The organism is Salinisphaera sp. SWV1, from assembly GCF_052044155.1.
Classification (GTDB): Bacteria; Pseudomonadota; Gammaproteobacteria; order Nevskiales; family Salinisphaeraceae; genus Salinisphaera.
In genome coordinates, this window is record NZ_JBQDYE010000012.1 from 1 (window position 1) to 12,421 (window position 12,421).

At 66.0% G+C, this 12,421-nt stretch carries 14 protein-coding genes; 6 read left to right on the forward strand and 8 right to left on the reverse strand.

Features of this window, described 5'->3' with window-relative positions; genetic code table 11:
- Nucleotides 1-1,377, reverse strand: a 1,377-nt coding sequence (dsbD, locus tag ACS8YF_RS07690; RefSeq protein WP_440849633.1) for a protein-disulfide reductase DsbD, incomplete at its 3' end; no start/stop codon positions are given.
- Between the two features lie 26 nt (nucleotides 1,378-1,403).
- Nucleotides 1,404-1,736 carry a divalent-cation tolerance protein CutA gene (gene cutA / locus ACS8YF_RS07695; RefSeq protein ID WP_440849634.1) on the reverse strand — a complete coding sequence of 111 codons (333 nt, stop codon included), beginning with the start codon at nucleotides 1,734-1,736 and terminating at the stop codon, nucleotides 1,404-1,406.
- A gap of 144 nt (nucleotides 1,737-1,880) precedes the next feature.
- Between cutA and ACS8YF_RS07700 the strand changes: the two genes are divergently transcribed.
- Entirely contained in the window at nucleotides 1,881-2,516 is a 636-nt protein-coding gene (locus ACS8YF_RS07700; RefSeq protein ID WP_440849635.1) for a peroxiredoxin, read from the forward strand.
- Nucleotides 2,517-2,628: 112 nt separating this feature from the next.
- Entirely contained in the window at nucleotides 2,629-4,341 is a 1,713-nt protein-coding gene (gene ilvD, locus ACS8YF_RS07705; protein WP_440849636.1) for a dihydroxy-acid dehydratase, read from the forward strand.
- Between the two features lie 89 nt (nucleotides 4,342-4,430).
- On the opposite strand, the gene ACS8YF_RS07710 is transcribed toward ilvD, so the two are convergent.
- From ACS8YF_RS07710 to ACS8YF_RS07720, 3 genes are all read right to left on the reverse strand, one after another.
- A complete protein-coding gene (locus tag ACS8YF_RS07710) occupies nucleotides 4,431-4,901 on the reverse strand; it encodes a hypothetical protein (protein ID WP_440849637.1) in 471 nt (156 codons plus the stop codon).
- 9 nt (nucleotides 4,902-4,910) lie between these two features.
- Nucleotides 4,911-5,168, reverse strand: a complete 258-nt coding sequence (locus ACS8YF_RS07715; protein ID WP_440849638.1) for a DUF883 family protein — start codon at nucleotides 5,166-5,168, stop codon at nucleotides 4,911-4,913.
- A 117-nt stretch (nucleotides 5,169-5,285) separates the two neighbouring features.
- Nucleotides 5,286-6,074, reverse strand: a complete 789-nt coding sequence (locus ACS8YF_RS07720) for a TatD family hydrolase (RefSeq protein WP_440849639.1) — start codon at nucleotides 6,072-6,074, stop codon at nucleotides 5,286-5,288.
- A 143-nt stretch (nucleotides 6,075-6,217) separates the two neighbouring features.
- Between ACS8YF_RS07720 and ACS8YF_RS07725 the strand changes: the two genes are divergently transcribed.
- The 4 genes from ACS8YF_RS07725 to ACS8YF_RS07740 are packed head-to-tail and all read left to right on the forward strand — an operon-like array spanning nucleotide 6,218 to nucleotide 9,973.
- The gene (locus tag ACS8YF_RS07725; RefSeq protein WP_440849640.1) at nucleotides 6,218-6,901 is read left to right on the forward strand and encodes a TIGR04211 family SH3 domain-containing protein; all 684 of its coding nucleotides are present in this window, start codon (nucleotides 6,218-6,220) and stop codon (nucleotides 6,899-6,901) included.
- Nucleotides 6,902-6,954: 53 nt separating this feature from the next.
- Nucleotides 6,955-8,856 carry a cation:proton antiporter gene (locus tag ACS8YF_RS07730; protein ID WP_440849641.1) on the forward strand — a complete coding sequence of 634 codons (1,902 nt, stop codon included), beginning with the start codon at nucleotides 6,955-6,957 and terminating at the stop codon, nucleotides 8,854-8,856.
- Complete coding sequence (locus ACS8YF_RS07735) at nucleotides 8,856-9,497, forward strand: alpha/beta hydrolase (protein ID WP_440849642.1); 642 nt, start codon at nucleotides 8,856-8,858, stop codon at nucleotides 9,495-9,497. Before ACS8YF_RS07730 ends, ACS8YF_RS07735 begins: the two co-directional genes overlap by 1 nt.
- 20 nt (nucleotides 9,498-9,517) lie before the next feature.
- Nucleotides 9,518-9,973 carry a TerB family tellurite resistance protein gene (locus ACS8YF_RS07740; protein WP_440849643.1) on the forward strand — a complete coding sequence of 152 codons (456 nt, stop codon included), beginning with the start codon at nucleotides 9,518-9,520 and terminating at the stop codon, nucleotides 9,971-9,973.
- A gap of 96 nt (nucleotides 9,974-10,069) precedes the next feature.
- Here ACS8YF_RS07740 and metW read toward each other — a convergent pair whose 3' ends face one another.
- The 3 genes from metW to ACS8YF_RS07755 are packed head-to-tail and all read right to left on the reverse strand — an operon-like array spanning nucleotide 10,070 to nucleotide 12,418.
- Nucleotides 10,070-10,705 carry a methionine biosynthesis protein MetW gene (gene metW, locus ACS8YF_RS07745; protein ID WP_440849644.1) on the reverse strand — a complete coding sequence of 212 codons (636 nt, stop codon included), beginning with the start codon at nucleotides 10,703-10,705 and terminating at the stop codon, nucleotides 10,070-10,072.
- Nucleotides 10,702-11,850 (reverse strand): homoserine O-succinyltransferase MetX, encoded by a 1,149-nt coding sequence (metX, locus tag ACS8YF_RS07750; RefSeq protein ID WP_440849645.1) that lies wholly within the window; start codon nucleotides 11,848-11,850, stop codon nucleotides 10,702-10,704. The genes metW and metX overlap by 4 nt, the downstream gene beginning before the upstream one ends.
- 4 nt (nucleotides 11,851-11,854) lie before the next feature.
- Nucleotides 11,855-12,418, reverse strand: coding sequence for a YggT family protein (locus ACS8YF_RS07755; RefSeq protein WP_440849646.1), 564 nt, complete (start codon nucleotides 12,416-12,418; stop codon nucleotides 11,855-11,857).
- Between the last annotated feature and the right edge of the window lie 3 nt (nucleotides 12,419-12,421).

Genomic DNA, 12,421 nt, shown 5'->3' on the forward strand with positions numbered 1-12,421 from the left:
CGGCGTGGCGGGCCCGGCCAGCGGCGCCATGGCGCGCCCGCCGCCGATCGCATGGCCGGCGCCCGCCAGTGCGGCATAGCCGACAAGTACGCCCACGACGATCCGTTTGAGCACGGTCGCGGGGATCGAAGGCGTGGCCCGTGTCGACAGATAGGCGCCATAGACCAGCGCCAGCGCGCCCCAGGCCGCGAGCGCCTGGCCGGGCGAGGCCAGCCGTGTCGCCAGCCATACCCCGACGCCAACCAGCAACACGCCGAACAGGACCCGGACCTCGCCCATCCAGGGGCCGCTGCGCGGAAGCACGCCGACCCCGAATACGGCGAGCGCGATCAATGGCGCGCCGATCCCCAGGCCCAGCGCGAACAACGCGAGTGCGCCGGTGAGCAGGTCGCCGCTCGACGAGATGTACAGCAGGGCGCCGGCAAGCGGCGGGGCCAGGCATGGCCCGGCGATCAGGGCTGCGAGAAAGCCGAGCGAGGCAGCGCCGGCGACACCACGCGCCGGCCGGCCCGGCCCGGCCAGCCGCGATTGCATGCGGACGGGCACATGGAACGAAAACCAGCCGAAACTCGCCGCTGCCAGAACGAAAAACACCGCGGCGAACGGCAACAGCACGCTCGGGCGCTGCAGCAGTGCCTGCAGGTTGGTGCCGAAATAGCCGGCGATCAGCCCGGACAGGGCGTAGGCCACGGCCATGGCCACGACATAGGCGCCGCTGAGTGCCGCGGCCCGGCGGCGGGAATGATCGCGCGTCCCGAGCATGCCGGCGACGAGGGGTATCATCGGCAGGATACAGGGGGTGAACGCCAGCCCGAGGCCCAGCACGAAGAACAGGCCGACCGTGTACCACAGGCCGGTCCGGCCGAGCCCGGCCGCGATTGCCACGCCGGAATGGCCCGATGCGAGGTCGTCGTCGGTGGCCCCGGATGGCCCCGGCGATGTCGACCCCGAAGCGCGCGCCGGCAGGGCCAGCGTGTTCTGCTGCGGTGGATAGCACAGACCGGCATCGGCGCAGCCCTGATATTTCACCACCAGTCGGGCGCCGCCCGGCGGCGTGCCCATGACCGGAATGCTGACCTGCAGCCGGTGGCGATAAGTCTCCACTGCGCCGAAATAAGGGTCGCGGTGTCGATTGCCGGGCGGGATCTGCGGTGTGCCGAGCCGGGCATCGCCGCCATCGGCGAGATGAAACGCCAATGCATGACGATACAGATAATAGCCGTCGGCAATGCGCCACGACACGACCAGCCGATGCGGGCCGGGCTGCGTGAGCTGCGGGCTGAAGGCCTGGGCGGCCGGCAGCGGCGAGTTATCGGCGCGCGCGGTGTGCGTTGCCAGTCCGGTGAGCAGGATGGCGGCGACAAGCAGTGCCCGCATGGCCGGCGCCGGATGCGCGCCCGGCATCAGCGGGTCTGTTCGATCAGCCAGCTCATGTAGGCGGGCGCGCCATCGACGATCGGCAGCGCGATGCGCTCGGGCACATCGTCCGGATGCAGTTCAGCCAGACGTGCATCGATCGCCGCCAGTCGCCCGGCCCGGGTCTTGATCACCAGCAGCCATTCGGCGTCGATCTCCACCTTGCCCTGCCAGCGATACACGGACTCCACGCCGGAGACGATATTCACGCAGGCGGCCTCGCGATGCTCGATCAGCGCGGCGGCGATGGCGCGGGCGGTCTCGACGTCGGGCGTGGTGACGTAAACCACGCGTGGCTCGTGGTCGGCGGCGTCGTTCATGGCATTGATTCCGTGATCTTGTACCGGCGCGGGTTCGTGACCATATACCACGCATCGAGCGCGGTCGATGACCGCGCCGATGCAGCGGGGCCATGCGCCGTTGCCGCTGCTACACTCGCATCGACGCAATCGAAGGAGAATGTCATGGGTTTGAGACTGGGCGATACCGCGCCGAATTTCACCGCGGATACCACCGAAGGCGAGATCGATTTCCACGCCTGGCTCGGCGACAGCTGGGGCGTGCTGATGTCGCATCCGGCGGATTTCACGCCGGTGTGCACTACCGAGATCGGGGCCACGGCCAAGCTGTCCGACCAGTTTGCCAAGCGCAACGTCAAGCCGATTGTCGTGTCGGTCGATTCGGTCGAGGATCACAAGGCCTGGTCGAAGGACATCGAGGAAACCCAGGGGTCGGCGCCCGACTTCCCGATCATCGGCGACACCGATCGCAAGGTGGCCGAACTCTACGACATGATTCATCCCAACGAAGGCGACACGTCCACGGTGCGCAGCGTGTTCGTGATCGATCCGAACAAGAAGATCCGGATGACGCTGACCTATCCGAAGAGCGCCGGGCGCAATTTCGCCGAGATCCTGCGCGTGATCGATTCGCTGCAGCTGACCGACAATTACAAGGTCACCACGCCGGCCGACTGGCAGAACGGCGACGACGTGATCATCTCGCCGGCATTGTCGAACGAGGAAGCGAAGAAGCACTTCCCGGACGGCTGGAATGAGCTCAAGCCTTACCTGCGCATGACCAGGCAGCCCAATCGTTGATCGATCCGCGCCATGCCGCGTAAGCGAAAACGGCGTCTTCGGGCGCCGTTTTTTTGTGCGCGGTCGCCGCGCGGCTGCATAATGATCCGCCATTCAACAGCCGCGAATTCCCATGGCCGTCGACGACAACCAGCCCCAGCCGAAGCCCCGCCGCAGCCAGATCATCACCCAGGGGACGTCGCGTGCGCCCAACCGCGCGATGCTGCGCGCGATGGGTTACACCGACGAGGACTTCAACAAGCCCATCGTCGGCATCGCCAACGGCTACTCCACCATCACGCCCTGCAACATGGGCCTGAACACGCTCGCCGGCCGCGCCGAGGAGGCCCTGGAAACCGGCGGCGCCAAGTCGCAGATGTTCGGCACGGTCACTGTGTCCGACGGCATCTCGATGGGTACGCCCGGCATGAAGTACTCACTGGTCTCGCGCGAAGTGATCGCCGACGCGGTCGAGACCGCGGTCCAGGCCGAGGCCATGGACGGCGTCATGGCCATCGGCGGCTGCGACAAGAACATGCCGGGCGCGATGATCGGCATCGCGCGCATGAACGTGCCGGCCATCTTCGTCTACGGCGGCACGATCAAGCCGGGACATCTCGACGGCGAGGATCTCAACCTGGTGTCGGCGTTCGAGGCGGTGGGCCAGTACGCGGCCGGCCAGATCGACGAACAACGCCTGTACCAGGTCGAATGCAACGCCTGCCCGGGCGCCGGCTCCTGCGGCGGCATGTATACCGCCAACAGCATGTCCTCGGCATTCGAGGCGATGGGCATGAGCCTGCCGTATTCCTCGACCATGGCGGCCGAGGATGCCGAGAAGGCCGACAGCGCGGCCGAATCCGCGCGCGTGCTGATCCGGGCGATCGAGCAGGACATCAGGCCGCGTGATCTGCTCACGAAGAAGGCGTTCGAAAACGCGATCACGTTGATGATGGCCGTGGGTGGCTCGACCAACGCTGTGCTGCACCTGCTGGCCATCGCCCGGGCGGCCGAGGTCGATCTCTCGCTCGACGATTTCGAGCGTATCCGGGCGAAGGTGCCGGTGTTCTGTGACCTCAAGCCCTCCGGCCGATTCGTGGTCACGCAGCTGCACGGCGCGGGCGGCATCCCCCAGGTGATGAAGATGCTGCTCAACGCCGGCCTGCTGCACGGCGATACCCTGACCATCACCGGCGCCACACTCGCCGAGACGCTGGTCGACGTGCCGGATCAGCCGCCGACCTATCAGAAAGTGATCCTGCCGATGGATCAGGCGCTCTACGAATCCGGCCATCTGGCGATTCTGCGCGGCAACCTCGCCGAGGAGGGCGCGGTGGCCAAGATCACGGGCCTCAAGAAGCCGGCGATCACCGGGCCGGCGCGGGTGTTCGATTCCGAGGAAGAGGCCATGGCGGCCATCCTCGACGAATCGATCGTGGCCGGCGATGTGGTCGTGATTCGCTACGAGGGCCCGAAGGGCGGGCCGGGCATGCGTGAGATGCTGTCACCCACGTCGGCCCTGATCGGTCGTGGCCTGGGCGAGAAAGTCGGCCTGATCACCGATGGCCGATTCTCCGGCGGTACCTACGGCATGGTAGTGGGCCATGTCGCCCCGGAGGCCGCTGTCGGTGGCGGCATCGCCCTGATCGAAGAGGGCGACACGATCGTCATCGATGCGCGCGAGCGCAAGCTGCACCTCGAGGTCGACGACGACGAACTGCAGCGTCGCCGCGCGGCCTGGGCGCCGCGGCCGCCGAAGGCCAGTCGCGGGGTGCTGGCCAAATACATGCGCCTGGTCGGCAGTGCGGCGAAAGGCGCGGTCACCGATGAGCCGTTCGCGGAATAGACGCGCCGCCGTGCCCGAAGGCTCGGGTGCGGCTGTTCGTTGGCGCGCAAAGCAGGGCGCCCGGCCGTAACCGGGCGCTTATTTTCAGGCTATCGATCCGTCAGGTCTTGCATCGCTTGCATGGCCTTGCGGGTGATCAACGGCCGGGCGGCGTCGTAGATCAACCGGCGCATGCCCGGGCTGGCCGCCAGCACGACCCCGGCCGACAGGGCCCCGACCATGGTGATGCCGGGGTTGGCCTTGGCCCATTCCGTCGCCCGGTCGCCGATGACGGGACGCAGCTGCTCCTCGATCCGGCTATCCGGACTGCGCTGCACCGCCACCGCCTTCGTCCTGCGGCTTGCCCTGGCAATAAGTAGCCCGGCCAGCGTGATCAGCAGGATCAAGCACAGCAGGCCGCCGCCGACGATCAGGGCCGCGATGCCCGGGCCCAGCGGCGGGGCGATCAGCCAGAACACGCCCAGGGCGAGAAACACGATGCCGGCCAGCGCGATCAGCATGGCCAGCCAGGCCAGCATGTGCAGCGACACGGCAGCCGCTATCTTGCTCTTGAGGCTCAACGTGGGCGCCTAGCGGAGCAGCTTGCCCAGCACCAGGCCGATACCGAAGGCGGCAAATATGCTGGTGAACGGGCGGGCTTCGATTTCGGCGCCGACTTCCTTGCTGCGCCTGCTGGCTTCGCGGCGCAGGTCTTCGTAGCCATGGCGGGCCTGGTCAAGGCCTTCCTGGTAACGTTTTTCACCGCTGGTACGCACGCTTTCGGCCAGCTCGCGCAGGTCCTTGCGCAGGGCGTCCATATCCTTCTTGAGGGCGTCGGTTTCGCTCATGGGCCAATCCTGTCATGTCACAGCCGTATGGGAATTGTCAGCATAACGGCCTGATGCGGGCGGCGCCATACGTTGCATCCCCGAGGTCTCGATCGGCCGGCCGCGGGGCCCGCTGCCTCAGGTGAGGGCGAAGAAACGCGCTGCGTTGGCGGTGGTGATGCGCTCGATGTGATCCGGGGCGACGCCGCGGGCGGTTGCCACGCTGTCGCGCACCCAGGGTAGATAGGCCGGCTCATTACGCCGGCTCTTGGGTTTCGGGCGGATCGTGCGTGGCATGAGATAGGGGCAGTCCGTTTCGATCATCAACCGATGGTCGGGAATGTCGGCCGCCGCTGCGTACAGATCGGCGCCGCGGCGTTCGTCGCAGATCCAGCCGGTGATGCCGACATGCAGGTCCGCGGCCAGATAATCGGCGAGCACATCCGGGCCATCGGTGAAGCAGTGGACCACGGCCCGTGGCAGATGCGGCAGGTATTCGCGCAGTATGGCGAAGAAGTCGGCGTGGGCGTTGCGCTGATGCAGGAACACCGGCATGTCGTGTTCGGCGGCGATCGCGAGCTGCGCGGCGAACACGCGCATTTGCACGTCGCGCGGGCTGATGTCGCGAAAATAATCCAGCCCGGTCTCGCCGATGGCCACGATCTCGCCGGCCGTGGCCGCGCGGCGCATGAGCCCGGCCAGTTCGTCGCCCCAGTCGCTGGCGTGATGCGGATGCAGGCCGGCCGTGGCGAAGCCGCGCCCCGGGTGGGCCCGGGCGATAGCGATGGCGCCGTGGCTGCTGGCGAGATCGCTGCCGGTGACCACGAACCGTGTGACACCGGCCTCGGCGGCGCGCGCGATCACGCGGTCGCGGTCGTCGTCGAAGCTGTCGTGGGCCAGATTGGCGCCGATGTCGATCAGGGCCATGAGCGCATTGCCGATCAGGAAAATCAGCGCCGTAGTGTAGCGCGGCCAGCAAGTATGACCGGGCCGTGGCCCGGGCTTTGCTACACTTTTGCATCGCCGGCACGGGGCGACCGGAACCCGCCAACATCAATTCGAGGGATTCAATGGGCTATCGATACGCGCGGATGCGTGGATTCGGCGCCGTCCTGATCGCAATGACCCTGTTGTATGCAGTCACGGCCAGTGCTGCGACGCAGTATGTGAGCGATCAGTTGTCGATCAACATGCGCAGCGGGCCGGGTACGAATTATCGGATCGAGAAATTGCTGGATGCCGGCGATAAGCTCGATACGCTGGGCTCGTCTTCCAGCGGCTGGACGCACGTGCGCACGTCGTCGGGCGAAACCGGTTATGTACTGACCCGTTTCCTGTCCGATCAGCCGGCCGCACGCGAGCAGTTGGCCAGCCTCAAGCAACAGGTCAGCCAGCTGAAGTCGGACAATGCCGATCTCAAGAAGGAGCTGTCGCAGGCGCTGCACGGCTCGGACAAGCTGGGCGAGCTCAAGCGGAATCTGGTCGCCGAGAACAAGAAGCTCAAATCGCGGTTGCAGAACATCCGCGAGACATCCGCCGACGCGATCCGCATCGGCAAGGAGAACGAAAAGTACCGCAAGCAGCTGATGAGCCTGCGCTCGGACGTGGATCGGCTCAAGCACCAGAATCAGGCGTTGCAGTCGCGCCGTGACGGCATGAAGATCGGCGCGCTGATCCTGTTCGGCGGCGTCCTGCTTGGCCTGCTGCTGCCGCTGTTCCGGCGCCGTCGCAAGGGCAATTGGGATTCGCTCTGAGACTGCCCGGACGCGGCCGTCCCGCGCTGTCCATCTGAAATCAGCCTGACGCGATGGCACACCATCTCTCGCTGTTGTTGATTTCGATCATCGCGCTGGGCGTGTTCTCGCAGTGGCTCGCCTGGTGGCTGCGCATGCCGGCGATCGTACTGTTCCTGGTCTCTGGCGTGATCGCCGGGCCGGTGCTCGGGTGGATCAATCCATCCGAGGATATCGGCCCGGTGCTGTCGCCCATCGTGGGGCTGGCGGTGGCGGTGATCCTGTTCGAGGGCGGCCTCTCGCTGCGACTGCACGAGTTCAAGGAAGCGGCCTCGGGCGTGCGCCGTCTGGTCACGCTGGGCTCGATGTTGGCCTGGGGTCTGTACTCGGTCGCGGCCTATTTCATCGGCGATCTCAGCCTGCCGGTGTCGCTGCTGTTCGGCGCAATCCTGATCGTCACCGGCCCGACGGTGATCATTCCCATGCTGCGCCAGGCGGGGCTCAACCGCCGCACGGCGTCGTATCTGAAGTGGGAAGGCATCATCAACGACCCGATCGGCGCGCTGCTCGCGGTGCTGGTGTTCCAGTATTTCGTGTTCGCCGGCGCCTATCCCGGCGGTGGTACGCAGGTCTTCGTGGAGCTGGGCCTGGCGATCCTGATTTCGCTGGCGCTCGGCGGCGGCGTCGGCTGGCTGTTGGGCTGGGCCTTCAACCACATCTGGGTGCCGGAATATCTCAAGGCGCCGCTGACCGTTGCCTGCGTGCTGGTGATCTACGGTCTGGCCAGCGAGATCTTCGCCGAGGCCGGGCTGCTCGCGGTCACCGTCATGGGTATGGTCATGGGTAACATGAGCATCGCTGGCATGGCGGAACTGCGGCGGTTCAAGGAATACGTCACCATTCTGCTCGTTTCGTCCGTGTTCATCGTGCTGACGGCCGACCTCGATCCCAAGGTGCTGCGGCATCTGGACTGGCATGCCGCGGCCCTGGTGGCCGTGGTGTTGTTCGTGGCGCGTCCGGTGGCGGTGTGGCTGGCCACGAGCTTCACCGACATGGAATGGCGCGATCGCCTGCTGGTGGGTTGGATCGCACCGCGCGGCATCGTGGCCGCCGCCGTGGCCGGGGTGTTCTCGCCCACGCTGATCGAGGCCGGCTACGGCGGCGCGCAGGAACTGCTGCCGCTGATCTTTGCCGTGGTGTTCGCGTCGGTGATCCTGCACGGTTTCTCGCTGGGCCGGCTGGCGCGCTGGCTGCGGCTGTCGGTCGAACCCAACGGCGTGCTCATCGTCGGTGCGTCGCCGTGGTCGACCGAGTTGGCGCGGGCGTTGTCGAACGAGCTGCACGTTCAGGTGTTGCTGGTGGACTCGTCCTGGCATCGGCTGCGTACCGCACGCCTGGCCGGCGTCCGCGTGCTGTACGGCGAAGTGTTGTCGGAGACAATTCAGCAGTCGCTGGAGCTCAACGAGATCGCCTGCATGCTGGCGGCGACCAGCAACGATGCCTACAACGCCCTGGTCTGCTCGCATTTCTCCAACAGCCTGGAACACGATCGCGTGTTCCAGCTGCCGATGTACGCGGCCGACGAAAACAACGACGCCAAGGTCGTGGCCCGGCCGCTACGGGGCCGGCCGGCGTTCGACGAGTCGGCCCAGTATGAAGAACTCTGGCGTCATCATTTCCAGAGCTGGCAGTTCTACAAGACCCGGCTCACCGAGAATTACGGCTACGACGATCTCAAGCGCGACCGGCCGCCGGAAGCCATCCCCATCGCCGTGTTGCACGATGACCGGACGTTGCTGCTGTCGCCCGCGGCGGGCGGCACGCGGCCGGATATCGGCGATACCATCATTTACTACGCCCCCAAGCGCACCGACGAGGATCGGCGCCGGGCCCGCGCCGAACGTGCCGAGGCCGCAAGCGCGCGTTCGGCATCGGCCGGCGACGGGGCATCCGAGGAACAGGACAAGGAGTCTTGATGAACAGTCTCAATTGGCCGGGCCAGGACAGCGCGAGTGGATTCATCGAGGGTCCGGACGGCGCACTCGAGGTCGACGTCGAACTGCCGGGGCGCGAGCCGCGCGGTTTCATTGTCGTCGCCCATCCGCACCCGCAGCAGGGCGGCACCAAGGACAACAAGGTGGTCTACATGACGGCCCGCGGCGCGCGCGAGGCGGGTTTCGCCACCCTGCGATTCAACTTTCGTGACACCGGGCGCAGCGAAGGCCGCTACGATGCAGGCCGCGGCGAGCAGGACGACCTGCGCGCCGTGCGCGACTGGGCGGCTGAAAACTCCGGCCTGCCCCAGGGCGGCCTCGCGGGTTTTTCCTTCGGTTCCGCGGCTGCGCTGCGTGTGGCCGCGGCCGACGGCACGCCGAGCCTGTTGACCATTGGTTTGCCGGCGGCTTATTTCGATGACGGGCTGCCGCGCCCCGATTGCGACTGGCTGGCCCTGTTCGGCGATCAGGATGAAGTGATCGACGTGCAAGCCTCGATCGCGGCGGTGGCGAAACTCGAGCCGCCGGTCGATGTCCAGATCATGGAAGGCGCGGGGCATTTCCTGCACGGTCGCCTGAGTGACCTGCGCAAGCGCGTCGAAGCCTTCTGGGCCCACCGGTGATCGGCAGAGGAATGAATGTGATGGGATTGTTCGATCGACTCAAGGAAGCCATCCAGCCCGCCGCGGATGGCGGCGCGCGCGATCCGCAGCGCGCCCAGCAGATTGCCGCCGCGGTATTGCTGCTTGAAATGGCGCACGCCGACAACAACCATAAGCCGGCCGAATACGACGAGATTCGCCGCCAACTGAAAACGCATTTCGGCCTGGCGGACGGCGAAGTCGAGGAGTTGATCGCCGCAGCAGCGCCGAAGGCGCGCGCCTCGGTGTCGCTGTACGAGTACCTCAGGACACTCAATCAGGGCCTCGATGTGCAGGAAAAGCGTGAAGTGATCGAGATGCTCTGGCGCGTGGCCTATGCCGACAACGAACTCGACGCGAACGAGGAGCATCTGCTGCGGGACCTGGCGGAATTGATGTATCTACCGCACGAGCAGTTTCTGAAAGCCAAGTTCGCGGTCACCGGTGAGTCGATCTGACCGGCCTGGGCGCGCCTGTGCGCCCTGCGCCGCAGAACACGGCGCGGCCCTGGCCCGCGGGGCCGCGGGTGATCGCGCCGCGCGATGCGCGAGCCGTTACGACAGGCCGCTTGCGTGCAGCTGATACAGCGCGATCTCGCCGAGCAGGTTGGGGGCCAGGCGCATCGCCGCATGCGCGCGGTGGGCATGATTGACGAAATGCCGGCGCACGATCTCCACCCGTTTGGTCGCACACAGCTGCTCGAAATCGCGCACCGTGCACAGATGGATGTTCGGCGTGTTGTACCAGCGATTGGGCAAGGCGCGTGACGACGGCATGACGCCGTGCCAGGCCAGGCTCAGTCGCATGCGCCAGTGCGCGAAGTTGGGGAAAGTCAGGATCGAGTCGCGGCCGATGCGCAGCATTTCGTCGATGAGCACATGCGGCTGCTGGACTTCCTGGATCGCCGAGCTCATCACGACATAATCGAAGCTGTCGTCCTCGAACTGGCTCAGCCCGGCATCGAGATCGAGTTGCAGCACGTTGACGCCGGTCGCGATCGAGGCGATGACGTTATCGGGGTCGATCTCCAGGCCATAACCGCGCACGTTCTTGGTGGCCTCGAGATGGGCCAGCAGGGCACCGTTGCCACAGCCCAGATCGAGCACGCGCGTGCCGGGCGCGATCCAGTCCGAGATGAGGGCCAGGTCGGCCCGCAGACCGTCTCGCGTCGGCGTGCTCAGCGTGTTCATGCGCCCACCTCGGCGGCCACGCGGCTCATATAGGCCTTCATCGTGTTCATGTAGTGCGGCATCGTGAGCAGGAAATCGTCGTGGCCGAGATCGGATTCGACCTCGGCATAGGCGACCTGCTTGCCGGCGTCGACCAGGGCGTCGACGATCTCGCGCGAGCGGGCCGGCGCGAAGCGCCAGTCGGAGGTGAACGAGATGACCAGAAAACGTGCCGTGGCCGGCTCGAACGCCTCGGCCAGCCGGCCGCCGGTGGCGTAGGCCGGGTCGAAGTAATCCAGCGCCTTGGTCATCAGCAGATACGTGTTGGCATCGAAGCGGGTAACGAACGATTCGCCCTGATGCCGCAGATACGACTCGACCTGGAACTCGACATCGAAGCCGTAATTGATACGCCCGGCGCGCAGGTCGCGACCGAACTTGGCGCGCATGGCATCATCCGACAGATAAGTGATGTGACCGAGCATGCGGGCCAGCATCAGGCCGCGGCGCGGCACCACGCCTTTTTCGTAGTAGCGGCCTTCGTGGAACTCGGGGTCGGTGACGATGGCCTGGCGGGCGATCTCGTTGAACGCGATGTTCTGGGCCGAGAGTTTCGGTGCCGAGGCGATGACCACCGCGTGCGCCAGCCGATCCGGATAGTCGATGGCCCATTGCATCACCTGCATGCCGCCGAGACTGCCGCCGACCGCCGCCGCCCAGCGCTCGATCCCGAGATGGGCGCGCAACAGGTTCTGGGAACGAACCCAGTCGCCGACCGTCACCACCGGGAAATCCGGGCCGTAATGACGTCCGGTTTCCGGATTGAGGCTGCCCGGGCCGGTGGAGCCGTTGTAACAGCCGAGATTGGCCGCCGAGACCACGAAGAAGCGATTGGTGTCGATCATCTTCCCGGGGCCGATGCATTTGTTCCACCAGCCCGGCTTGGCGTCGGCCTCGCTGTGGTAGCCGGCCGCATGGTGGTTGCCGGACAACGCGTGGCAGATCAGCACCGCGTTGGAACGCGCCGCGTTGAGCGTGCCGTAGGTCTCGTACACCAGGTCGAATTCGGCCAGCTGCTTGCCGCAGTCCAGAGCCAGCGGCTCGTCGATGTGCAGTGTCTGCGGCTCGACGATTCCGATCGAGTGGGCGGGAGATTCCATCGCCATCGCGCTAACGGAACAGCCCCGGCAGCGGTAGCAGGCGCGAGACCACTTCCAGCGCGATGATTACCACCAGCGGCGACAGATCGAGACCGCCGATGCCGGGAATCACGCCGCGCACCGGCCGCAACAGCGGCTCGTTGATGGTAAACAGAATGTCGGTGGCCGGGCTGAACTGATTCGGCGAGATCCAGCTCATCAGCGCCTGGGCCAGGATCGTGAAGAAATACAGATTGCAGACCAGCGTGGCCATCTTGAGGATCGCCCAGGCCAGCGACGGCAGCAGTTGCGGGCCGAAACCGGGCGCGCCGAGCGCCAGATCGATCTGGATCAGGACGTAGGACAGGATCAGGCCGAACACCAGTGCCGGCAGGTCCCAGTTGCGCCAGCGCGGAATCGCGTGGCGCAATACGTTCACCGGCGTACGCGTGGTCTGCCAGACGAACTGGGAGATCGGATTGCGGAAATCGGCATGCACCAACTGCAGGATCACCCGCAGCAATACCACGATGATGTACAACGACAACACCGTATCGACGAGAAACAGCAGGGCATTGTTGGTGTGATCGATCATGAA

Bases quoted from the DNA above. Each gene is read 5' to 3' on its own strand.
- cutA (WP_440849634.1), bottom strand. From the start codon at position 1,736: ATGAACGACGCCGCCGACCACGAGCCACGCGTGGTTTACGTCACCACG.
- ACS8YF_RS07700 (WP_440849635.1), top strand. From the start codon at position 1,881: ATGGGTTTGAGACTGGGCGATACCGCGCCGAATTTCACCGCGGATACC.
- ilvD (WP_440849636.1), top strand. From the start codon at position 2,629: ATGGCCGTCGACGACAACCAGCCCCAGCCGAAGCCCCGCCGCAGCCAG.
- ACS8YF_RS07715 (WP_440849638.1), bottom strand. From the start codon at position 5,168: ATGAGCGAAACCGACGCCCTCAAGAAGGATATGGACGCCCTGCGCAAG.
- ACS8YF_RS07720 (WP_440849639.1), bottom strand. From the start codon at position 6,074: ATGGCCCTGATCGACATCGGCGCCAATCTGGCCCACGACAGCTTCGAC.
- ACS8YF_RS07725 (WP_440849640.1), top strand. From the start codon at position 6,218: ATGGGCTATCGATACGCGCGGATGCGTGGATTCGGCGCCGTCCTGATC.
- ACS8YF_RS07730 (WP_440849641.1), top strand. From the start codon at position 6,955: ATGGCACACCATCTCTCGCTGTTGTTGATTTCGATCATCGCGCTGGGC.
- ACS8YF_RS07735 (WP_440849642.1), top strand. From the start codon at position 8,856: ATGAACAGTCTCAATTGGCCGGGCCAGGACAGCGCGAGTGGATTCATC.
- ACS8YF_RS07740 (WP_440849643.1), top strand. From the start codon at position 9,518: ATGGGATTGTTCGATCGACTCAAGGAAGCCATCCAGCCCGCCGCGGAT.
- metW (WP_440849644.1), bottom strand. From the start codon at position 10,705: ATGAACACGCTGAGCACGCCGACGCGAGACGGTCTGCGGGCCGACCTG.
- metX (WP_440849645.1), bottom strand. From the start codon at position 11,850: ATGGCGATGGAATCTCCCGCCCACTCGATCGGAATCGTCGAGCCGCAG.
- ACS8YF_RS07755 (WP_440849646.1), bottom strand. From the start codon at position 12,418: ATGATCGATCACACCAACAATGCCCTGCTGTTTCTCGTCGATACGGTG.